This window comes from Rhizobium sp. R86522 (genome assembly GCF_042466255.1).
Taxonomy (GTDB): domain Bacteria; phylum Pseudomonadota; class Alphaproteobacteria; order Rhizobiales; family Rhizobiaceae; genus Allorhizobium.
In genome coordinates this window covers 1,766,858-1,787,461 of sequence record NZ_JAXHBX010000001.1, presented here as the reverse complement: position 1 = coordinate 1,787,461, position 20,604 = coordinate 1,766,858, and the positions used below count along the sequence as shown (strand labels likewise).

At 62.9% G+C, this 20,604-nt stretch carries 20 protein-coding genes and 2 riboswitches; of the genes, 17 read left to right on the top strand and 3 right to left on the bottom strand.

What is annotated here, in order from left to right:
* Positions 1-4: 4 nt before the first annotated feature.
* Positions 5-1,144, bottom strand: a complete 1,140-nt coding sequence (gene gcvT, locus SJY08_RS08530) for a glycine cleavage system aminomethyltransferase GcvT (protein ID WP_377275311.1) — start codon at positions 1,142-1,144, stop codon at positions 5-7.
* Positions 1,145-1,293: 149 nt separating this feature from the next.
* Positions 1,294-1,382: riboswitch (glycine riboswitch) on the bottom strand.
* A 186-nt stretch (positions 1,383-1,568) separates the two neighbouring features.
* Here gcvT and SJY08_RS08525 point away from each other — a divergent pair.
* Positions 1,569-1,940 carry a DUF2946 family protein gene (locus tag SJY08_RS08525; protein WP_377275310.1) on the top strand — a complete coding sequence of 124 codons (372 nt, stop codon included), beginning with the start codon at positions 1,569-1,571 and terminating at the stop codon, positions 1,938-1,940.
* A gap of 72 nt (positions 1,941-2,012) precedes the next feature.
* Entirely contained in the window at positions 2,013-3,083 is a 1,071-nt protein-coding gene (locus SJY08_RS08520) for a DUF1775 domain-containing protein (protein ID WP_377275309.1), read from the top strand.
* An 83-nt stretch (positions 3,084-3,166) separates the two neighbouring features.
* On the opposite strand, the gene SJY08_RS08515 is transcribed toward SJY08_RS08520, so the two are convergent.
* Positions 3,167-3,442 carry a hypothetical protein gene (locus tag SJY08_RS08515; protein WP_377275308.1) on the bottom strand — a complete coding sequence of 92 codons (276 nt, stop codon included), beginning with the start codon at positions 3,440-3,442 and terminating at the stop codon, positions 3,167-3,169.
* Positions 3,443-3,638: 196 nt separating this feature from the next.
* On the opposite strand from SJY08_RS08515, the gene SJY08_RS08510 reads away from it, so the two are divergent.
* The 11 genes from SJY08_RS08510 to cobO all read left to right on the top strand — a co-directional run bounded on the left by SJY08_RS08510 (position 3,639) and on the right by cobO (position 15,330).
* On the top strand, positions 3,639-4,175 hold the full coding sequence (locus SJY08_RS08510; protein ID WP_069041495.1) for a flavodoxin domain-containing protein: 537 nt from the start codon (positions 3,639-3,641) through the stop codon (positions 4,173-4,175).
* 60 nt (positions 4,176-4,235) lie between these two features.
* A complete protein-coding gene (gene crcB / locus SJY08_RS08505; protein ID WP_054150191.1) occupies positions 4,236-4,613 on the top strand; it encodes a fluoride efflux transporter CrcB in 378 nt (125 codons plus the stop codon).
* 94 nt (positions 4,614-4,707) lie between these two features.
* The gene (locus SJY08_RS08500) at positions 4,708-5,697 is read left to right on the top strand and encodes an RluA family pseudouridine synthase (protein ID WP_377275307.1); all 990 of its coding nucleotides are present in this window, start codon (positions 4,708-4,710) and stop codon (positions 5,695-5,697) included.
* Positions 5,694-6,347, top strand: a complete 654-nt coding sequence (locus SJY08_RS08495; protein ID WP_377275306.1) for an HAD-IA family hydrolase — start codon at positions 5,694-5,696, stop codon at positions 6,345-6,347. The genes SJY08_RS08500 and SJY08_RS08495 overlap by 4 nt, the downstream gene beginning before the upstream one ends.
* A gap of 9 nt (positions 6,348-6,356) precedes the next feature.
* Entirely contained in the window at positions 6,357-7,163 is an 807-nt protein-coding gene (locus SJY08_RS08490; RefSeq protein WP_377275305.1) for an ATP12 family chaperone protein, read from the top strand.
* Between the two features lie 63 nt (positions 7,164-7,226).
* Positions 7,227-8,045 (top strand): hypothetical protein, encoded by an 819-nt coding sequence (locus SJY08_RS08485; RefSeq protein ID WP_377275304.1) that lies wholly within the window; start codon positions 7,227-7,229, stop codon positions 8,043-8,045.
* Between the two features lie 66 nt (positions 8,046-8,111).
* Positions 8,112-8,484, top strand: a riboswitch (cobalamin riboswitch).
* A 184-nt stretch (positions 8,485-8,668) separates the two neighbouring features.
* Positions 8,669-9,199 carry a bifunctional adenosylcobinamide kinase/adenosylcobinamide-phosphate guanylyltransferase gene (cobU, locus tag SJY08_RS08480; protein ID WP_377275303.1) on the top strand — a complete coding sequence of 177 codons (531 nt, stop codon included), beginning with the start codon at positions 8,669-8,671 and terminating at the stop codon, positions 9,197-9,199.
* Between the two features lie 3 nt (positions 9,200-9,202).
* Complete coding sequence (gene cobW / locus SJY08_RS08475) at positions 9,203-10,279, top strand: cobalamin biosynthesis protein CobW (protein WP_377275302.1); 1,077 nt, start codon at positions 9,203-9,205, stop codon at positions 10,277-10,279.
* 3 nt (positions 10,280-10,282) lie between these two features.
* The gene (gene cobN / locus SJY08_RS08470; RefSeq protein WP_377275300.1) at positions 10,283-14,203 is read left to right on the top strand and encodes a cobaltochelatase subunit CobN; all 3,921 of its coding nucleotides are present in this window, start codon (positions 10,283-10,285) and stop codon (positions 14,201-14,203) included.
* Complete coding sequence (locus SJY08_RS08465; protein ID WP_377275299.1) at positions 14,196-14,618, top strand: GFA family protein; 423 nt, start codon at positions 14,196-14,198, stop codon at positions 14,616-14,618. Before cobN ends, SJY08_RS08465 begins: the two co-directional genes overlap by 8 nt.
* A 79-nt stretch (positions 14,619-14,697) precedes the next feature.
* Complete coding sequence (cobO, locus tag SJY08_RS08460; protein ID WP_377275298.1) at positions 14,698-15,330, top strand: cob(I)yrinic acid a,c-diamide adenosyltransferase; 633 nt, start codon at positions 14,698-14,700, stop codon at positions 15,328-15,330.
* Positions 15,331-15,333: 3 nt separating this feature from the next.
* Here cobO and SJY08_RS08455 read toward each other — a convergent pair whose 3' ends face one another.
* Positions 15,334-16,119: a TSUP family transporter gene (locus SJY08_RS08455; protein ID WP_300890077.1), complete on the bottom strand. Its 786-nt coding sequence runs from the start codon at positions 16,117-16,119 to the stop codon at positions 15,334-15,336.
* Between the two features lie 352 nt (positions 16,120-16,471).
* On the opposite strand from SJY08_RS08455, the gene SJY08_RS08450 reads away from it, so the two are divergent.
* Genes SJY08_RS08450 through cbiE form a run of 4 tightly spaced genes read left to right on the top strand, consistent with a single transcriptional unit; the run spans position 16,472 to position 20,580 of the window.
* A complete protein-coding gene (locus SJY08_RS08450) occupies positions 16,472-17,800 on the top strand; it encodes a sirohydrochlorin chelatase (RefSeq protein ID WP_377275297.1) in 1,329 nt (442 codons plus the stop codon).
* A complete protein-coding gene (locus SJY08_RS08445; RefSeq protein WP_377275296.1) occupies positions 17,800-18,705 on the top strand; it encodes a hypothetical protein in 906 nt (301 codons plus the stop codon). The genes SJY08_RS08450 and SJY08_RS08445 overlap by 1 nt, the downstream gene beginning before the upstream one ends.
* Entirely contained in the window at positions 18,702-19,346 is a 645-nt protein-coding gene (locus SJY08_RS08440; RefSeq protein WP_377275295.1) for a precorrin-8X methylmutase, read from the top strand. Before SJY08_RS08445 ends, SJY08_RS08440 begins: the two co-directional genes overlap by 4 nt.
* Positions 19,339-20,580, top strand: a complete 1,242-nt coding sequence (gene cbiE, locus SJY08_RS08435) for a precorrin-6y C5,15-methyltransferase (decarboxylating) subunit CbiE (RefSeq protein ID WP_377275294.1) — start codon at positions 19,339-19,341, stop codon at positions 20,578-20,580. Before SJY08_RS08440 ends, cbiE begins: the two co-directional genes overlap by 8 nt.
* Positions 20,581-20,604: the final 24 nt, after the last annotated feature.

Here is a 20,604-nt window from a genome sequence, read left to right as displayed (position 1 = left end):
TTTGTCAGCGTTTATAGGTGGGGGTAACGAAAGGAAGCGCAGTGACGGTGAGCGGCATCAGCTTGCCACGCACCTCAGCGAAAACCTGGGTTCCCGCCTCGGCCATTTCCGTCGGGACGTAGCCCATGGCGATCGGGCCTTCGGCGCTCGGGCCGAATCCACCGGAGGAAACGTGGCCGATCTCGGTTTTGCCCTCGGCGTCGGCAAAGAGTTTTGCCGGCGGACGCACCGGCGCCTTGCCCTCGGGCTTCAATCCGACGCGGCGGCGAGAGACGCCATTCTCCAGTTCGCCAAGGATGCGATGAGCACCCGGAAAGCCGCCTTCGCGGGCGCCGCCCAAGCGGCGGACCTTCTGGATGCCCCATTCGATCGAGGCTTCGACAGGCGACGTCGTCGTGTCGATGTCGTTGCCGTAGAGGCAGAGCCCGGCTTCGAGGCGCAGCGAATCACGCGCGCCGAGACCAATCGGCTGACAGTCCGGCTGATCGAGCAGCGCCTTGGCGAGATCGGTCGCCCGGTCTGCGGGCACGGAAATTTCGAAACCGTCCTCGCCCGAATAGCCTGTGCGAGAGACGAGGGCAGGGATGTCGCCAAGGGCAAGCTCGCGCACATCCATGAATTTCATGGTTACGACGTCGGAATTGAGCGCCGCAAGCACGGCTTCCGCCTTCGGACCCTGGAGGGCGAGCAGCGCACGGTCGTCATGCACGAGAACTTCGACGCCATCAGGCAGCTTCGCCCTGAGATGGGCGATGTCGGAATCCTTGCAGCCGGCATTGACCACGACCAGCAGGCGCTGGCCGAGGCGGCTGATCATCAGGTCGTCGAGGATGCCGCCATTCTCATCGGTGAAGAAGCCGTAACGCTGGCGCCCGCCCTTCAATCCGAGGATGTCGACGGGAACGAGGGTTTCGAGCGCCTTGGCAGCGTCCTCATAAGAGCCAGAGGCCGCAACCAGTTCGACCTGGCCCATGTGGGAAACGTCGAAGAGGCCAGCGGCAGCGCGCGTATGCAGGTGTTCCTTCAGCACGCCGGCGGGATACTGCACCGGCATGTCGTAGCCGGCGAAGGGCACCATCTTGGCGCCAAGCGACACATGGAAATCATAAAGGGGGGTGTGTTTGAGTTGGGTCTGATCGTCCAAGACGTCGCCTCCGGGTTTGAGCGCTCGCGCGCTTGCTCAAGTCTGGGCACGGTTGTGCCGCTTCATGAGCCCCCTCTGTCCTTGTGCCTGAGATTGTTATCCCTTCGGCGCTGCCCGCTTTGGAAACGGGCCTCTCTCCAGAGTGCAGTCGACGCCTTGTGGTCCTTTTGCCTGAGAGTTTCCGGGGCGGTTGCTCCTTCGGCTCCGGATCAAACCGGTATCTCCCAACAAGGTCTTCAAGGCATTATCTGGCAGTGTGGCGGCTTGGCAAGAGGCTGCGTCGCTCCCGAACAAATAATTGTCGCTGAGGCCTCGTGATTGGCTGGCGCGCAGACACCTTGGCGATTGCTCCGCAGGCGCGGCATCTCGCCACTTGGCTTGTCCCCGGCATCGCGATAAAGGATTCGGCGAAACGGGGGCAACGATGAAACCGAAGGTCAGGCCAGCGACGATCCTATTGCGCATCTTCTGCGCGATGGTCTTCCTGTCTGTCGGTTTTGGCCACCGGGCACCCGCCGCTCTTGCCAGCGAAGTTCAGTCGGTCGCCTATATGCTTCCCGACGGATCGTTTGCCGATCTCTGCATCGCCGATAGTGGCCAGAAGCATGCGCGACCTTCTGCGGATTGCGAGGCCTGCCGTCTCGCTGGCGCGATTCTACTGCCGGAGCCTTCGGACCAATCCTGGCTGCTCAGCCGGTTCACAAGTCTGGGTCAGATTGCACCTGTTGAAACAACTGTCCGCTCCAGCCATCTCCTCCATCGTCCGCGCCTCCGTGGGCCGCCGCTCTTCGTCTGATCGCCCTCACTCAATCGACGAAGACTGACGACTGCCGACGGCCAAGAAGGACCGCGGCAAGGAGAGACACCCATGAAGACCAATCTCATTCTCGCAACCGCGATTGCCACACTCGCATCGACCACGGCTGTGTTCGCCCATGCGACCTTTGCCAACCAGCCCGCCAAGGTCGGCTCCTATGTCGCCGCCGCGCTGCAGGTGCCGCATGGTTGCGACGGCAAGGCGACCAACGAAGTCCATATCAAGCTGCCGGAAGGCTTTATCTCCGCCAAGCCGATGCCGAAGGCCGGCTGGGACGTTGAGGTCATCACCGGCGACTACCAGAACAGCTACGACAACCACGGCAAGGCAGTGACATCAGGCCCGGTCGAAATCCGCTTCAAGAACGGTGACCTGCCGGACAATTTCTACGACACTTTTGTCGTCTACGGTAAGGTCGCTGCCGGCGATCCGGCGACGGGACTTGCCTTCCCGACGGTTCAGCTTTGCGGCGCTGACGCCAAGGTCGCCTGGGATCAGATCGCGGCCCCCGGCCAGGATCCGCACGACCTCGACGGTCCGGCGCCAGTTCTCAAGCTCGCGGCCGCTGAAGGCGACGCACATGGTCATGGCGCACACGGTGCACACGGCGCGCATGCCGGTCACGGTGCTCCCGCCGAGCAGGCTGCAGCGGATGGCCACGGCGCGCATGGCGCCCATGGTGACCATTCCGGTCACGGCGATCACATGGCGGCAACCGATCCCGGTGGTTTTCAGGCCGTGACTGCCGGTGACCTCGAACTGACCGCCGGTTTCACCAGGGCGATGCTGCCAGGCCAGCCGGTCGGCGGCGGTTTCATCACCATCGTCAACAATGGCGGTGAAGAAGACAAGCTCGTTTCCGCAACCTCAGCCCAGGCGGGCGAGGTCCAGCTGCACGAGATGGCGATGGAAGGCGAGGTGATGAAGATGCGTCAGCTGACGGACGGCATCGCCATCCCGGCCGGTGAGACGGTTGAGCTGAAGCCTGGCGGCCTGCACCTGATGTTCTTCAAGGTGACAGAGCCCTTCCAGGAAGGCGCGACCGTCAACGTCACACTGACCTTCGAGAAGGCCGGTGCTGTGGATGTGGCGCTGCCAGTCGGTCCGGCCCGGGGCAAATGACCCTGATCGCTATGCCCTGAAAATAAGAAACCGCGACCGTCACCGGTCGCGGTTTTTCTTTGCCCGGATGGGGGCTTGGGAGATCAGGCGACCGAGCTCTTGTAGGCCTCGATCGTTTCCTTAAGCGTGGCCTGCTCGAACTGTTGCTGCGAAGAGGTGAGGAAGTAGAGGGCGAGCGCCGGAGGCTGCACGACGTTGACGAGCGCCCTGAGCCGCAGATCCTCACTCTGTGCTGCCTGCTGCGCCAGCACACGCGTATGCTCTTCCACGTAGGACGCTCGGGAGGCGCGTTGCGGCGGCTTCACCGGTTCCATCGCGTAGGCCGCGGTATGCGCAGAGACTGTGACAACCTGTGTCATGGGCGTTTCCCAGATAATACATAACGACATTATCATAAACCACGGTTATCTATGCATCTTTAAGTCGAATGAGCGTCTTTGAATAAAAATGTATTGGTTGCGTTGGCGTCCTCGGATGTGGCGCTTTGCGCCAGATCAAAGCGCCATCCATGTCCTTGCCGCACACTGAGTGCGTCATCAGCAGAGGACCAGAGCCATGATTATTCTTGTCGGCTACGCGACGGTTGAGGGGCAGACACGCAAGATCGCGGAAGCGGTCGCGTCGGCGGTCGAGGCCGCAGGCGACCGGGCACTTCTGTTCGACATATCCTCGGGTGGCGAATATGCGGTTGCCCATCCCGAGGCAGCCATCCTTTGTGCGCCGGTTCACGCGGCCCGCTATCCGGCTGCCTTCGCCCGGTTCGTTCGGCAGGAAGCCGCTTGGCTGAATGCTGTGCCCTCGGCTTTCGTGTCCGTATCCCTGCTGATCCGTTCCGAATTCGAGGAGGAGCGGGAAGAAGCGACGCATTTCCCCGACCACCTGTTCGAGGAGAGCGGATGGAAGCCCGGCATGATCCATCACGCGGCTGGCGCGCTCAGATATACCGAATATGACTTCTTCAAGCGCTGGATCATCCGGCGCATGGCAGAGCACGAGAATGCTCCAACGGATGTGAGCCGGGACCACGAATTCACCGACTGGAAGGCGCTGTCGGCGTTCGTGGCGGGATTTCTGGCATCGGCCAAGGCTTGACGCGGCGGCCCGAACCGGCTTGAACGGCTCGCGCAACAGCCGTTCAAGCCGGAGTCATCCATGTTCAATATCCTGCTCGTCGCGATCGGCGGTGCGACCGGATCGGTAGCCCGCTATCTCGCCGGGATTGCCATGACCCGCTGGCTGGGGATGGGCTTCCCCTGGGGCACGATCACCGTCAACATCGTCGGCTCGTTCATTATAGGTCTGTTAACCGAACTGCTGGCGCGGAAGTTCTCCGCATCGATGGAAATGCAGCTGCTGCTCGTGGTCGGCTTCCTTGGAGGGTTCACCACATTCTCCTCCTTCTCGCTCGACACGATGGCGCTCTTCGAACGTGGCGAAAGTCACCTGGCCCTGGCCTATGTCGGAGCGAGCCTTGTCCTGTCCCTCTCGGCCGCTTTCGGTGGTCTCGCCCTCGGCCGCAGCCTGTTCTGACGCCCGAGCCTGCATTTCCGCTTTCCCTTTCCGCCCGAAATCTACTAAAGGCACGGGATAAGTGGGTGGAGAACCCGAGCGAGAAAGTATCCTGATGGCAGGCATCGAACATATCACCGTGGAAGTCGACGAGGCTGGCATGCGGCTCGACCGCTGGTTCAAGATCCATTATCCGGGTCTAGGCTTCGGCGCGCTGCAGAAGCTTCTGCGCTCCGGCCAGGTCCGTGTCGACGGCGGTCGCGTCAAGACCGATGCACGCGTTCAGCCCGGTCAGGTGGTCCGTGTGCCGCCGATGGATGTCGACGCCAAGAAGACCGGTCCGATCGCAAGTCATGACCTGAAGCATGGTGATGACCACGAGCTCCTGTCGCGCATGCTGCTGCATGAAGACGAGAAGGTCTTCGTGCTCAACAAGCCCGCCGGCCTTGCCGTGCAGGGCGGCTCGGGTCTCAATCGCCATATCGACAAGATGCTCGAAGCCTGGACGAGCCGGAAGGGCGAAAAGCCACGCCTCGTCCACCGCCTCGACCGCGACACCTCCGGCGTGCTTGTCGTGGCGCGTACCCGCGGGGCTGCCCAGAAGCTGACGGCCGCGTTTCGCGAGCGCGACACCAAAAAGATCTACTGGTCGCTGGTGAAGGGCGTCCCGCGCAAGCATGAGGACAAGATCTCGACCTGGCTCACCAAGGACCAGACCGACGAAGGCGACCGTATGCGGGTCTGCAGGCACGGCGAGGACGGCGCAGACCACGCCATCACCTATTACCGTGTGATCGACACCGCAGCGCAGAACCTCGCCTGGCTGGAGATGGAACCCTACACCGGCCGTACCCACCAATTGCGCGTCCACGCATTGCATATCGGCCACCCGATCATTGGTGACCCGAAATACTTCGACGAGGATCACAACTGGGATTTCCCGGGCGGTGTTCAGAAGCGGTTGCACCTGCATGCACGCTTCATCGATCTGCCGCACCCGAACGGTGGCCGCCTGAAGGTGACGGCGCCGCTGCCGCCGCACATGGTCCAGACCTGGAACCTGCTTGGCCTCGATCAGCGCGACGGTGACAGGGACGGCGAATGAAGCTTGTTCTGTTCGATTGCGACGGCACGCTGGTCGACAGCGCCGGGCTGATCCATGAAGTCATGCGCCACACCTTCATCGCCTTCGGCAAGCCGGAGCCGGCCGTCGAGACGACAAAGTCGATCATCGGGTTGACGCTCGACATCGCCATTGCCCGCATGGACGGCAAACCGCATGCCGATGACGAAGCGGTCGCCATGGCTGCCCATTACAAGGCGATTTTCGCTGATGTCCGCCGAGATTCTGGTTTTGGCGAGACCATGTTCGACGGCATCCGCGAAGTGCTGGATGCGCTCATCGCCCGCGAGGACGTCTGGCTCGGCGCCGTCACCGGCAAGTCGCGACGCGGGCTGGAAACCATTCTTGAAGGTCATGGGCTGAAGCCCCATTTCCTCTTCTGCCGGACGGCCGACGACTGCCCGTCAAAGCCGCATCCGGCCATGGTGACGGAATGCTGTGACGAGGCGGGCATTGCGCCGCGCGAGACCATCGTCATCGGCGATGCGATCTACGATATGCAGATGGCGAAGGCCGCTGGGGCGACCGCGATCGGTGTCGCCTGGGGTTATGCCAAGGCCGACGATCTCTGGAAGGCTGGTGCCGATGCCGTGGTCGAGCGTGCGGCCGACCTTCTGGCCTATATCCACTAGGAGCTCTTGATGCGCGACGAACTCAGCCAGGACATTTTCGGCACCTTCATTCCGGAGCCGAGCCATGAGGATCCGGTGCGCCGGGCGCAGATCCAGATGAAGCGGCCGCTGCCGAAGCGCTTCTACGAGGCCGTCGGCACCGAGGCCCGCGATGACGGCTTCTCCATTACGCTGGATGGAAAGTCCGTGAAGACGCCGGCGAAGAACCTGCTGACGCTGCCGAACCGTGAGGCCGCAGAACTCGTGGTTGCCGAATGGGCCGGGCAGGGCGAGTTCATCGACCCGGCGACCATGCCGATCACCAAACTCGCGAATACCGCCATCGATGCCGTTTCGAACAGCCTGGACGACGTGTTCCACGAGATCGTCCGTTTCGCCGGCACCGATCTGCTCTGCTACCGCGCTGACGGACCGAAGGAACTGATCGACCGTCAGTCGGCTCGCTGGGATCCTTTGCTTGCTTGGATATCGACTGCGCACGGCGCGCGCTTCATCCTTGTCGAAGGCGTGATGCATCAGGAACAGCCACAGGAGGCAATCGGCGCCTACGCTCGGGCGCTGGAGCGCTACCGCGATCCCTTCCAGATCTCCTGCCTCAACGTGGTGACGACGCTGACGGGTTCGGCTGTGCTGACACTTGCCTTTGCCGAGGGTGCCTTCGATCTGGACGATGTCTGGTCGCTTGCCCATCTCGACGAGGACTGGACGATCGAGCATTGGGGTTCCGATGCCGAGGCCGAAGCGCGTCGTGAGGCCCGTTACGGCGAGTTCGCATCGGCAGCGTCACTCTTCGCGGTCCTTCAGGCAGCAAGTTAACTCTACACTAACCATAAATGGCGAATTCTCGGGCAGGTTCAGAATCACCTGTCCGGGGTCCTTATGTTCGCTCGCAGCCTTCGCATCGCCGTCGCCATGGGCTTCGCCCTGCTGCTCGCTTCCTGCTCCGTCTTTTTCGGGCGCAGCATTGACCGTCCGTTGGTTTACTACGTCCGCAACGTGACGGTCATGGCCGATGCACGCATCCCGCTCGACCTCATTGAAAGCGTCGATCGCCGCGTCTCTGCCGCGATTGCGGCGACGCGCCCGCCCGCGGGTGCCGAGCGCGTCGTGCTTCTGGTCAAAATCGATCGCCTTGGATTTGGGGAGGGCGCCCGTCGCCGCCTCGCTCAGGCTGACTTTACCGTGACTGCTGTTTCGGTCGAAACCGGCGAGCCGGTCGCCAAGGGAAGCTTCAGGGTGAACGGCCCGACCGACGACCCGCGCTGGGCCCGTCAGGCGCTTGCCGAAGAACTCGCGGCCCGCATCCGCTTTGCCTTCTCGCTGACCACGCCGCGTGTCCGCAAGGCCCAGCAGCCGCGAACCATATCAACGCGGCTCGCTTCGGAGCCACCGCCGGTGATCGTGCCGAATGCTCGGGTGGAATCGCCACGCGCCGCCCCGGTGGTGCGGCAGGCGGCGCCGCAAAACTCGTCCGTTATGGCTGTGCCGGAGACGGCTGTTCCTCCGCCACCGCGCGAAATGGCCGCGCCGCCGGTCGCCGACGTGCAGACACCTCGGCCCGCAGCCCCGGCCCAGCCTGCGCGTCGCGCTGCCGACATCGGCCAGGGCACGCCGGTCGAACAGGGAGCCGTGGGTGCCATTCGCCTGCGGCCGGATTGCGACCCCGCCGTCACGCCGGACTGCTCCACGAGCCCTTGATCGGCCCTCGGGCGCAATGACGCAGCTCTGCGCCGCAGCTGTGATTGACTCGGCTTCGACCTCGGCCTAATCCTCATGATGGATGGTTTCCGAACGGCAGAGATGTTGTCCGGAGAGCAAAAGGGAATGCGAAGGCGTGGACCCCAACCGGGCACGCCGAACGCAGCCGACCCCGCGACTGTATTGCAGCGAGGGTTCTCCATCCGCTTTGTCGTTGAACGAGTGACGGGTCGCAGGGTGCGACCGGCTCGCCAGAACGGCAGGACGGAAAAGCCACTGGGGTGGCAACGCGATCAGCCGGGGCAGGACGCCTCTTTTTCTACGAATCGTCCGCTCTTTCGTGTTGCCGCAAACCCTGGGAAGGCGAGGAGAACCCGACGGTCCTTTCGAGGATCACGACCTGCGAGCCAGGAGACCTGCCATCCACGGGCATGGTGCCCACACTGGGGAGGTCTCCCCGTTGCCAGCACGGAGGTTGTCGTGGCGACGTTCTGCATCCGCGGGTCCTTTGCGCCCCGCCGGTGCCGGTCCGCATGCGCGGACGCGGCATCGATTGTTTTCTTGTGCATGCTGAAGGCATGCACCGCTGGCCGTCTGCGCGCGGTCGAAGGTCATGGCGCACCATGACCGCATCCAATTCCCCATCCATCCTCGTTCTCGGCGGTGCGCGCTCGGGCAAGTCGCGTTTCGCCGAAACAACGGCGCGCAACACCGGCCTAGATCGCGTTTATCTGGCCACGGGCCGCGCCTGGGACGACGAGATGCGCGCCCGCATCGAGACCCACAAGGCCGACCGTGCCGATGACGGCTGGACGACGCATGAGGAGCCGCTGGATCTCGTCGGTGCACTGAAGACGCTCGACAAGCCCGAGCGGGTGATCCTCGTCGACTGCCTGACGCTCTGGGTCACCAATCTGATGATGGAAGAAGGCCGTGACGTCGACGCGGATGGCGCCGAACTCGCTGCAATCCTCGGAGAACTCCACGCCACCGTCATCTTCGTCTCCAATGAAGTCGGCCTCGGCATCGTGCCCGAAAACAAGATGGCCCGCGCCTTCCGCGACCATGCCGGCCGTCTCCACCAAGCCATCGCCGCCGAGGCGGCTGAAGTCTATTTTATCGCGGCGGGTTTGCCGTTGAAAATGAAGGGTTGAACCATGTTGCAGCAAAAGATCCCCGCCACCGTCATCACCGGCTTTTTGGGGGCAGGCAAGACCACCATCATCCGTAACATGCTGATGAATGCCGGCGGCAAGAAGATCGCGCTGATCATCAACGAATTCGGCGACCTCGGCGTCGACGGTGATGTCTTGAAGGGCTGCGGCGCCGACAATTGCACCGAAGATGACATCATCGAACTCACCAATGGCTGCATCTGCTGCACGGTCGCCGACGACTTCGTACCGACCATGCTGAAGCTGCTTGAGCGCGACGTGAAGCCTGACCATATCGTCATCGAGACCTCGGGTCTGGCGCTGCCGCAGCCGCTGGTCGCTGCCTTCAACTGGCCGGATATCCGCACGCGTGTGACCGTCGATGGCGTCGTGACCGTGGTCGATAGTGCCGCCGTCGCCGCTGGCCGTTTTGCCGACGACCATGACGCGGTCGCCGCCCAGCGCGCCGAGGACGACAATCTCGATCACGAAAGCCCGATCGAAGAACTCTTCGAGGATCAGCTGACCTGCGCCGACCTCATCGTCCTCAACAAGGCCGACCTCCTGGACGCTGCCGGTATCGCTGCCGTGCGCGCGGAAGTCACGGGCCGCACCAGCCGTAAGCCTTCGATGATCGAGGCGAAGAACGGCGAAGTGCCCTCGCTCGTCCTGCTCGGCATCGGTGCAAGCACAGAAGACGACATCGAAAACCGCAAGTCGCATCACGAGATGGAGCACGAGGCGCTGCATGCCTCGGGCGAAGACCACGACCATCACCACGATCACGACGAGTTCGAAAGCTTCGTCCTGAAGCTCGGCGCGATCAAGGACGCTTCCGATTTCATAGACCGCCTGAAGCCTGTTATCGAGAAGCATGACATCCTGCGTTTGAAGGGCTTCATCGACGTGCCGGGCAAGCCGATGCGCCTTGTCATCCAGGCCGTCGGCACCCGCATCGAAACCTATTTCGACCGTCCCTGGACAAGCGCCGAAAAGCGCGAGACGCGTATCGTCGTCATCGGCCTGCATGAATGGGATTTCGGTGCCGTGGTCGAGGACGTCCAGGCAGCGGCTGGCTGATCCATGCATCTGCTCCTTGCCCAAAAGGGATCGATCAGCGACGGCGACGAGGCGATCGATCTCGGCCAGACGCCGGGGGATGTACTGTTTCTCTCTGCGGCGGACACGGAGCTTGCGGCAATAGCCGCAGCTGTCGAGGCGAGGGGCGAACAGGTGGTTCGCTGGCGGCTTGCCAGCCTGATGACGCTGAAGCATCCGATGTCGGTCGATACCTATATCGAGCGCACGGCGCGGCATGCGCGGCTGATCGTGGTGCGGGCTCTGGGTGGGGCTAGCTACTTCCACTATGCGCTGGAAGCGCTACATGCCTCAGCCCGCCGCAGCGGTACGGCAATCGTTGTGTTGCCTGGCGATGACAAGCCGGACGAGGGGCTAGCACCGTTCCAGGCTTGCGTTGATGACGACCGGCAAGCGCTCTGGACCTATCTCACCGAAGGCGGGGCGGGCAATGCCTCGGCCTTCGTCTCCTATGCTGAGGCTATGCTGGGTGGGGACGAACGTCCGGAACCGGCGCGTCCACTGCTGAAAGCTGGCATCTGGTGGCCGGGCAGGGGCGTGATTGGGGTCGAGGAATGGGAGAGGCTCGCGTTCCTGGCGCGCCCCTCTGACCTGCCGGCCATCTCCCCTACAAGGGGGGAGAGCAGCGTTGCGGCCGGCGGCATGCCTCCTTCTCCCCGTTCACGGGGAGAAGGTGCCCGCAGGGCGGATGAGGGGCGAACCTCTGCGCAAGACCAGCCCCTCACCCTGACACTCTCCTTGGCTGCAGGGGGAGGCAATGTCGCCCCCCTCTGCTTCTATCGCGCCCTCGTACAGAGCGGCGAAACGGCACCCGTCGAAGCCATGGTCGAAGCCTTGAAGGCTGAGGGACTGATCCCGCTACCGGTCTTCGTCTCGAGCCTCAAGGATCAGGTCTCGGTCGATACGCTCCGCGCCATCTTCGACCGATTCCCGCCATCTGTTGTCATCAACACCACCGGTTTCGCCGTCTCGACGCCTGGCGCGGAAAAGCCGTCGACGGTGTTGGACGAAACAGGTGCCGTGGTCCTACAGGCAATCCTCTCATCCTCGCCCCGCACCACCTGGGAGAGTTCGAGCCAGGGCTTGAGCGCCCGCGATCTGGCGATGAGCGTCGCTTTGCCGGAAGTCGATGGCCGGGTGCTGACCCGCGCCGTCTCCTTCAAGTCCAAGGCGCGCTTTGACGAGCGGGTCGAGGTAAATCTGGTCAGCCACGAGCCGGATGCCGGCCGCATGCGTTTCGTCGCCGAACTGGCGGCGAACTGGGCGAAGCTCCGGGCAACTGATCCCGCCGACCGCCACGTGGCGCTTGTTATGGCCAATTACCCGAACCGCGACGGACGTCTCGGCAATGGCGTCGGACTGGATACGCCAGCCGGCACGATCGAGGTCATGCGCGCCATGCGCGACGCGGGTTATGACATTGCCGATCTACCCGCCGATGGTGACGCGCTGATGCAGACCCTGATGGCAGGCCCTACGAATGCTGCGAACGACGGACGGGTCATTCGCGAACGTCTTTCCATCAGCGATTACATAAAGTTGTTCGATGATCTTCCCAAAGAAGTTCAGGAGCGCGTAACCGCGCGCTGGGGTGCCCCGGAGGCCGATCCCTTTCACCTGGAAGGTGCCTTTGCGCTGCCGCTGATGCGCTTCGGCAAGCTCATGATCGGCATCCAGCCGGCGCGTGGCTACAACATCGATCCCAAGGAAACCTATCATGCCCCGGACCTCGTGCCGCCGCATGGCTATCTTGCCTTCTACGCCTTCCTGAGGCGTGAATTCGGCGCTCAGGCGCTCATCCACATGGGCAAACACGGCAATCTCGAATGGCTGCCGGGCAAGGCGCTGGCACTGTCGGAAACTTGTTTCCCCGAAGCCGTCTTCGGCCCATTGCCGCATCTCTATCCCTTCATCGTCAACGATCCCGGCGAGGGCACGCAGGCCAAGCGCCGCAGCTCCGCCGTCATTATCGACCACCTGACGCCACCGCTGACGCGTGCCGAGAGTTATGGGCCGCTGAAGGATCTTGAGGCGCTGGTCGACGAATACTACGAAGCCTCGGGCGGCGATCCACGCCGTCTGGTGCTGCTGAAGAAGCAGATCCTGGAGCTGATCACCGATATCGGCCTCGACCAGGACGCCGGCATCGCCAAGGGCGAGGCAGACGAGACGGCACTGGAAAAGCTCGACGCGTATCTATGTGACCTCAAGGAAATGCAGATCCGTGACGGGCTGCACATCTTCGGGCTCGCACCCGAAGGGCGGCTGTTGACCGATCTCGTCGTCGCGCTGGCCCGGGTGCCGCGTGGGCAGGGTGATGGCGGCGATGCCAGCCTGCAGCGGGCGATCGCAGGGGATCTGCTGAAGACCGAAGGCTTCGATCCCCTCGACTGCGTCATGTCCGCCCCTTGGACAGGCCCCACGCCCGCGATCCTCGCCGATCTCACCGAAGCCCCCTGGCGTACCCACGGCGACACCGTGGAACGGATCGAGTTACTAGCTGCGCAGTTGGTCGCCGGAGAGATCGCCTGCCCAGATGACTGGCCGTGCACCCGCGCCGTGCTCGCCGAGATCGAGACCCGCCTGAAACTCGCCGTCGTCTCCTCCGGCCCCGCCGAGATCGATGGCCTGCTCAAGGGCCTCGCCGGCCAATTCGTTTCCCCTGGCCCCTCAGGCGCGCCAACGCGCGGTCGACCGGACGTGCTGCCGACGGGCCGCAACTTCTACTCTGTCGACAGCCGCGCCGTGCCGACGCCGGCGGCCTATGAACTTGGCAAGAAATCCGCAGAGCTCCTGATCCAGCGTTACGTGCAGGATCACGGCGAATGGCCTGTTTCCTTCGGCATCACCGCCTGGGGCACGTCAAATATGCGCACCGGTGGCGATGACATCGCGCAGGCCCTGGCGCTCATCGGTGTCAAGCCGCTTTGGGACATGGCCTCGCGGCGCGTTACCGGCTTCGAAGTGATCCCCATGGCCTTGCTGGGACGGCCGCGAGTCGATGTGACGCTCCGCATCTCCGGTTTCTTCCGCGATGCCTTCCCCGAGCAGATCGCGCTTTTCGACAAGGCGGTGCGTGCGGTGGCCAGCCTCGACGAGGACGAGGGTGACAACCCGATTGCAGCACGGGTCAGGGCCGAAACTGAGGTACTGATCGCCGAAGGGCTGGACGAAAAGCAGGCCGCCCGCCGCGCCGGCTACCGCGTCTTCGGTTCCAAGCCTGGCGCCTATGGGGCTGGACTGCAGGCATTGATCGACGAGAAGGGCTGGAATGACCGTGCCGACCTCGCCGAGAGCTATCTCGTCTGGGGCGGTTACGCCTATGGTGCTGGCGAGGAGGGCAAGGCGGAACGCGGGCTGTTCGAGGAACGCCTGCGCTCGGTCCAGGCCGTGGTACAGAACCAGGACAACCGCGAGCACGACCTGCTCGATAGCGACGACTACTACCAGTTCGAAGGCGGTATGACGGCGGCGATCGAGCATGTCGCAGGCGTCAGGCCCAAGGTCTATCACAACGACCATTCGCGGCCGGAAAAGCCTGTCATCCGCAGCCTTGAGGAAGAGATCGGCCGTGTCGTGCGTGCCCGTGTCGTCAACCCGAAATGGATCGAAGGCGTCATGCGCCACGGCTACAAGGGTGCCTTCGAGATGACCGCGACCGTCGACTATATGTTCGCCTTTGCCGCAACGACGGGTGCCGTCCGCGATCACCATTTCGAAGCCGTCTACCAGGCCTTCATTCTGGACGAGCGCGTGCGCGACTTCATGGCAGAAAAGAATGCCCCGGCGCAGAGGGAACTCGCCGACCGCTTGATCGAGGCGATCGAGCGCGGCCTGTGGACGCCGAAGAGCAACTCAGCCAAATTCACCTTGAGCGAACTTGCTGAGGGAGAGTTGCATGTCTGACGTTCAACAGAGTGACCCGATGGCCTTGCGGGGGCATTGCCTGTGTGGAGGTGTGCGCTTCCGTACCTCTGGACCCGTCCGCAGCTCTGGTCATTGCCATTGCGAGAGCTGCCGCAGGGCTGCCTCTTCGCCTGTAACGACCTTCTTCACCGTTCCGCGCGACAGCACGCGCCTCGAAGGAGATAGTCTGCACTTTTACGCCTCATCCCCGGGTGTGCGGCGCGGCTTCTGCAGCCGTTGCGGGTCGCCCATGTCATTCGAGACTGAGCGACGGCCTGATGATATCGATTTCTATGTCGCGAGCCTTGATGATGGGCTTTCCGTAGCGATCCGAGAGCACTGGCACTGGGACGAGCGCGTCGACTGGCTCAACATAGTGGACGACTTGCCAAAGGGGCAAGGTGGCGTCTCTTGAAGACGGGCCGCGGTCACCGTTGTAGTAAACCGCAAGCCATCTAATTCGCAAAAGAATTCAATACTTCCGGGAGTACGACATGACTGAGGAAACGATTGCCACCGGCGAGACCGATCTCGCCCGCCATGCGGAAAAGATGGCCAAGAAGAAGGCCGCCCGTGACAAGATCATGGCGACCAAGACCGGCGAAAAGGGCCTGATCATCGTCCATACCGGCAAGGGCAAGGGCAAGTCCTCTGCTGCCTTCGGCATGATTTTCCGGCACATCGCACACGGCAAGAAATGCGCCGTGGTCCAGTTCATCAAGGGCGCCATGTCAACAGGCGAACGGGACATGATCCTCAAGCATTTCTCGGAGCTGTGCGACTTCCACACCATGGGTGAAGGCTTCACCTGGGAAACCCAGGACAAGGCGCGCGACATTGCGATGGCGCAGGCCGCCTGGGAGAAGGCCAAGGAATTGATCCGCGATCCCTCGAATTCCATGGTGCTGCTCGATGAGGTGAACATTGCCATCCGCTACGACTACATCGATCTTGCGGAGATGCTGGCATTCCTGGCGACAGAGAAGCCGCCGATGACCCATGTCGTCTTGACCGGCCGCAACGCTAAGGACGAGTTGATTGAACTTGCCGATCTCGTGACGGAGATGGAACTGGTGAAGCATCCCTTCCGCTCGGGCATCAAGGCTCAGATCGGCGTGGAGTACTGAACCTCAGACCCCGATCCACACCCGGATCGGGTTGGTCGGGTCGGCAAGTAGGCGGATGGCAAGCGCCACGCAGGTGACGACCAGCAGCGGCTTGATGATCTTGGCGCCCTTGCGCATGGCGAAACGCGAACCGGTCTGGGCGCCGAGGAACTGGCCGACGCCCATCAGGAGGCCGACTTTCCAGAGCACCACGCCGCTGGCGACGAAGATCAGGAAGGCGCCGAGATTGGAGCCGAGGTTCAGAAGCTTCGTATGCGCCGTCGCCTTCAGCATGCCGAAGCCGGCAAGCGAGACGAAGGCGAGCATGAAGAACGAGCCGGTGCCGGGACCGAAGACGCCGTCATAGAGGCCGATCAGCGGCACAAGCGTCACGCCGAAGACGAAGGGCGTCATGCGCTGATGGCGGTCTTCGTCGGAAATGTTCGGCTTCAGCGCAAAATAGAGCGCGATGGCAACCAGCAGGAAGGGCATGAGCACACGCAGCACGTCGCCTGGCACCACCGTTGCGATCAGGGCACCGATGGCACCACCGATCACCGCCATGACAGCCATCGGCAGCTGCTTCCTCAGATCCACGTGACCTTTGCGCGCATAGGCGAGCGTTGCCGACCCTGCGCCGAACATCGACTGCAGCTTGTTGGTGCCCAGCGTTTCCAGCGGCGGAATGCCGGCAATCAGCATCGCGGGAATGGTGATCAGCCCGCCGCCACCCGCAATCGAATCGATGAAGCCGGCGATGAAGGCGGCAATGAACAGCAGCAGCAAAGCTTGGAAAGCGAGATCGGCCACGGGGAGACTCGTGAAGGGTGAGGGAAGGTGGCGCTCTTGTGGACCAAACGCCTCGGCTGCGCAACCTTGCGAGAGCGTGTCGTGCAGGTCGCACAAGGGACATTCTGTGAACTGCCGCTTCCGTCACATAAAGCGCCGCAATCCGGTTTGACCGTTTGATAAGGCTTCGATAAAGCTCGTGGTAATGTGCGACGGCGCCTGTTCGACAGGCTGGAAATAGTCCGGTGCGGCCGACCCAATCAGGGGGCCAATTCCGGAGCTGTCCCAAAGGCCATGGACCGTGCCGAAAGGCGCGATAAGTCCGGCGCTTCGTACAGGCAGAAAGAACGAAGCAGGGAGGCCTTGTATCATCATGGCGGAAAAACTCGGAATCATGGTCTGCGGCCACGGCAGCCGCAATCAGAACGCAGCGAAGGAATTCGCCGTGATTGCAGAGGCGCTGCGCGCCCGCAATCCGCACATGCCGGTCGAATATGGCTATCTCGAATTCTGCAATCCGGTGATTTCAGCCGGTCTCGACAGCCTGCGCGAACAGGGCGTGACCCGCGTGCTTGCGGTCCCCGGCATGCTGTTTGCCGCAGGCCACGCGAAGAACGACATCCCTTCGGTGCTCAACACCTACCAGGCGCAGCACAAGGATTTCGTCATCAATTACGGCCGTGAGCTCGGTATCGACCTGAAGATGATCCGCGCCGCCGGCGACCGCATCCAGACGGCTGTCGACGAGGCGAACGATACCCTTGGTTTCGTCGACAAACACGAGACGCTGCTGATGGTGGTCGGTCGCGGCTCGTCCGATCCGGACGCCAACTCCAACGCCACCAAGGTCATGCGCATGCTCTGGGAAGGCATGGGGTTCGGTTGGGGCGAGACCTGCTATTCGGGCGTGACCTTCCCGCTGGTCGAGCCGGGTCTGACCCATGCTGCAAAGCTGGGCTACAAGCGCATCGTCGTCTTCCCCTATTTCCTCTTCACTGGCGTCCTGGTGAAGCGCATCTACAGCTATACCGACGAGGTGGCAGCGCGCTATCCGGAGATCCAGTTCGTCAAGGCGAGCTACCTGAACGACCACCCGCTGGTGCTCGATGCCTTCCAGGATCGCGTCAGGGAGATCCTCGAGGGTGCCGCTGTGATGAACTGCCAGATGTGCAAGTATCGCGAACAGGTGCTCGGATTCGAAGCGGATGTCGGCCAGCCGCAGGAGAGCCACCACCACCATGTGGAGGGTATCGGCGGTGGCCTGGAAAACTGTCCCTGCAAGGGCGATTGCGATGCCTCCTGCCGCGACCCCGATTTCTGTCGCGAGCATGGTCTGCCCTGGACGCCGGTGCACAGCCATGCGGAACCGGCACCTTTGAAGCCCGTTGCCGTGGAGCCGGCCTTCGACTACGCGCCGTCGTTCACTTTGGGCGGCAAATATGCAGGCCTCAAAGACAAGACGCCGGATGCCGAACTGCAGGCCGTGATGGACGCGCCTTCCTCGGTCAAGGCGGCCCATCACGAGCATGGACCGAATTGTGGCTGCGGTCACCACGAGCATGACCATGGGCACGACCATCACCATGATGGCCATGATCATGCACATGAGCATGGCCATTCGCATGGTCACGATCATCACCATGCGCCTTATCCCCATGCCGACCATCCGCTGGGGCCGAAGTCGATGCAGAAGAAAAAGTGATGCCGCTCTTCGATCGCATCCTGATCGTCGACTGGTCCGGTGCCGGGCAACCGGTCACGGGCAAGAACTCGCTCTGGGCGTGCCTAGCCCGGCGCGAGGGCGATGGTCATGTGATCGAGTGGAACGAGAATTTCTCGACCCGTCATGCTTTCATGCAGCGCCTCGACGCGGTGGTCGGCGCAGCGGTCTCCGAGGGCCAACGCCTGCTTTGCGGCTTCGACTTCGCCTTCGGCTATCCTGCTGGCACCGCCGAGCGGCTGACAGGAGAGCCCAACTGGCGGGCCCTCTGGCGCAAGATCGCCGATGAAATCGAGGATGCGCCCGATAACCGAAACAATCGCTTCGATCTCGCCTCGCGCTGGAATGCCACCCATTTTGCCGGCGAACCACGCTTCTGGGGGCGGCCGCATCAGCATGCCTATGCCGATCTCTCCGACAAGAAGCCGCCGGCGTCGACAGAGGCCCCGCTTGCCTTTCGCAGATCTGAGCAGTTCGCCAAGGGAGCAAAGTCCGTCTGGCAACTGACCTACAATGGTTCCGTCGGCAGCCAGACACTGCTCGGGATCGCACGCCTGTCGCGCTTCCTCGACGAAAGCGGCCACGGTGAAAACATCGCCGTCTGGCCCTTCGAGACCGGTTTTGCTGCCTCATTCGAACAGCCCGTCGTCTTTGCCGAGATCTATCCCTCGCTCTTCACGTTGGCCTCTCGGGACGAGGTGAAGGACCAGGCGCAGGTCCGCACCGTCGCCGAGGCCTTTGCAGGCTTCGATGCGGATGGCCGACTTGCAATGCTTCTGGATCGTCCGCCAATGCTGTCAGACGAGGAGGTCGCGACATCGCTTGCTGAGGAGGGCTGGGTGCTCGGCATCGGGCATCGGGAACTTGCGACGGAGCTGGCCGCATGACCGGTTCTCTGGACTACATCCGCAACCCCGATGAAATATACCGCCAGTCCTTCGCCACCATTCGCGAGGAGGCAGCACTCGACCGCTTCCCGACCGTTCTGCAGCCGCTGGTCATCCGTCTCATCCATGCCTGCGGCATGGTCGATCTCGCCGATGATGTCAGGTGGTCCGAAGGCGCTTTCGAGGCCGGTGCTGCAGCGCTTGAAAAGGGTGCCCCGGTTCTTGTCGATGTGGAGATGGTCCGCCACGGCATCATCCGCCGCCTGCTGCCGGCCGAGAACGAGATACTTTGCCTTCTGAACGACGAGCGCGTGCGCCCGAAGGCAGAGGAAATCGGCAATACCCGCTCGGCCGCACAGGTCGACCTCTGGGATGAACATCTTGCCGGCGCAGTGGTCGCGATCGGCAATGCGCCGACGGCGCTCTTCCGCCTGCTGGAACGCATCGATGCCGGCGCGCCCAAGCCGGCCATCATCCTCGGTTTTCCCGTCGGCTTCGTGGGGGCCGCTGAAAGCAAGGACGAACTGATCGCCCATTCCAGAGGCATTCCCTACATCGCCGTGCGCGGTCGTCGGGGCGGCTCGGCCATGGCATCGGCTGCTGTCAATGCCCTGGCAGGAGGGCTCGGCACCAATGTCTAACGCGCTGCACACCCCCTGGCTCACCATCATCGGCATCGGCGACAACGGGCTGGAAAGCCTCACCCCCGAGGCGCAGGCGATCGTCTGGCAGGCGGAAACGCTTGTTATCGGCGAACGACTCGATGCGGTGATCGATGGGTCAAACCTGCCCGATCTGAAGCGTATCCTCACCTGGGGCGCCGGTTTTCGCGAGACGCTGACCGAAATCCTGAAACTGCGTGGCACGCCCGTAACGATACTGGCCACCGGCGACCCCATGCATTTCGGCATCGGCGCGACGCTTCGGCGCTATGTGGCGGCTGACGAAATGTTCGTGCTGCCGAGCCCGTCCGCCTTTTCGCTCGCCGCTGCCCGGCTTGGCTGGCCGCTGCAATCGGTGACGCAGATCTCGCTGCATGGCCGCCCGCTCGCCTTCCTCAACCGGCATGTCACGCCGCGCGCCCGCATCCTGGCGCTGACCTCGGACGCCTCTACCGTCCAGGCCGCGGCCGTACTGCTCGCCGAGCGCGGCTTCGGCGCTTCCGTGCTGCAGGTGCTGGAACATATGGGCGGCACGCAAGAGCGTATCCTGCGCATGACAGCGCTCGAAATGGCCGAGACATGCCCCGTCATCTCGGATTTCAACACGCTGGCCATCGACTGCGCCTGGGACGGTCCGTTGCTGTCACCTGTGCCGGGCCTGCCCGATGACGCCTTCCGTCACGACGGGCAGCTCACCAAACGCGAGATCCGCGCGGCGACCCTTGCCCAGCTTGCGCCCTTTCCGAATGCCCGTCTCTGGGATGTCGGCGCCGGCTGTGGTTCGATTGCGATTGAATGGATGCGTGCTGGCATGGGCGCCAGAGCAATCGCGATCGAGGCGAAACCCGAGCGGCTGGCGATGATCCGCGAGAATGCCGAAATTCTCGGCGTGCCCGACCTCGAAATCGTCGAAGGCGACGCGCCGGCGGTGCTGTCGGGCCTGAAAACACCTGACGTGATCTTCATCGGCGGCGGCATCAGCGGCGAGGGGCTCTTCGAGGCCTGCTGGGCAGCGCTTCCTCCCGGCGGACGGCTGGTCGCCAATGCTGTTACGATCGAAGGCGAGGCTAAACTCGTAGATCTGCGCAGCCGCCATGGCGGTGATCTCTCACGGATTCAGGTGGCGCGGGCGGCCCCGGTTGGTCGCTATTGTGGCTGGAAGTCGCTGATGCCGGTGACGATGTGGACGGTCGTGAAGGGAGAGGGCGCATGAGTTTGAACCTTGGCCCCTCATCCA

Excerpts from the sequence above, each read along its gene's own strand:
- SJY08_RS08525 (WP_377275310.1), top strand. The coding sequence starts at position 1,569 with ATGAAACCGAAGGTCAGGCCAGCGACGATCCTATTGCGCATCTTCTGC.
- SJY08_RS08520 (WP_377275309.1), top strand. The coding sequence starts at position 2,013 with ATGAAGACCAATCTCATTCTCGCAACCGCGATTGCCACACTCGCATCG.
- SJY08_RS08515 (WP_377275308.1), bottom strand. The coding sequence starts at position 3,442 with ATGACACAGGTTGTCACAGTCTCTGCGCATACCGCGGCCTACGCGATG.
- SJY08_RS08510 (WP_069041495.1), top strand. The coding sequence starts at position 3,639 with ATGATTATTCTTGTCGGCTACGCGACGGTTGAGGGGCAGACACGCAAG.
- crcB (WP_054150191.1), top strand. The coding sequence starts at position 4,236 with ATGTTCAATATCCTGCTCGTCGCGATCGGCGGTGCGACCGGATCGGTA.
- SJY08_RS08500 (WP_377275307.1), top strand. The coding sequence starts at position 4,708 with ATGGCAGGCATCGAACATATCACCGTGGAAGTCGACGAGGCTGGCATG.
- SJY08_RS08495 (WP_377275306.1), top strand. The coding sequence starts at position 5,694 with ATGAAGCTTGTTCTGTTCGATTGCGACGGCACGCTGGTCGACAGCGCC.
- SJY08_RS08490 (WP_377275305.1), top strand. The coding sequence starts at position 6,357 with ATGCGCGACGAACTCAGCCAGGACATTTTCGGCACCTTCATTCCGGAG.
- SJY08_RS08485 (WP_377275304.1), top strand. The coding sequence starts at position 7,227 with ATGTTCGCTCGCAGCCTTCGCATCGCCGTCGCCATGGGCTTCGCCCTG.
- cobU (WP_377275303.1), top strand. The coding sequence starts at position 8,669 with ATGACCGCATCCAATTCCCCATCCATCCTCGTTCTCGGCGGTGCGCGC.
- cobW (WP_377275302.1), top strand. The coding sequence starts at position 9,203 with ATGTTGCAGCAAAAGATCCCCGCCACCGTCATCACCGGCTTTTTGGGG.
- cobN (WP_377275300.1), top strand. The coding sequence starts at position 10,283 with ATGCATCTGCTCCTTGCCCAAAAGGGATCGATCAGCGACGGCGACGAG.
- SJY08_RS08465 (WP_377275299.1), top strand. The coding sequence starts at position 14,196 with ATGTCTGACGTTCAACAGAGTGACCCGATGGCCTTGCGGGGGCATTGC.
- cobO (WP_377275298.1), top strand. The coding sequence starts at position 14,698 with ATGACTGAGGAAACGATTGCCACCGGCGAGACCGATCTCGCCCGCCAT.
- SJY08_RS08450 (WP_377275297.1), top strand. The coding sequence starts at position 16,472 with ATGGCGGAAAAACTCGGAATCATGGTCTGCGGCCACGGCAGCCGCAAT.
- SJY08_RS08445 (WP_377275296.1), top strand. The coding sequence starts at position 17,800 with ATGCCGCTCTTCGATCGCATCCTGATCGTCGACTGGTCCGGTGCCGGG.
- SJY08_RS08440 (WP_377275295.1), top strand. The coding sequence starts at position 18,702 with ATGACCGGTTCTCTGGACTACATCCGCAACCCCGATGAAATATACCGC.
- cbiE (WP_377275294.1), top strand. The coding sequence starts at position 19,339 with ATGTCTAACGCGCTGCACACCCCCTGGCTCACCATCATCGGCATCGGC.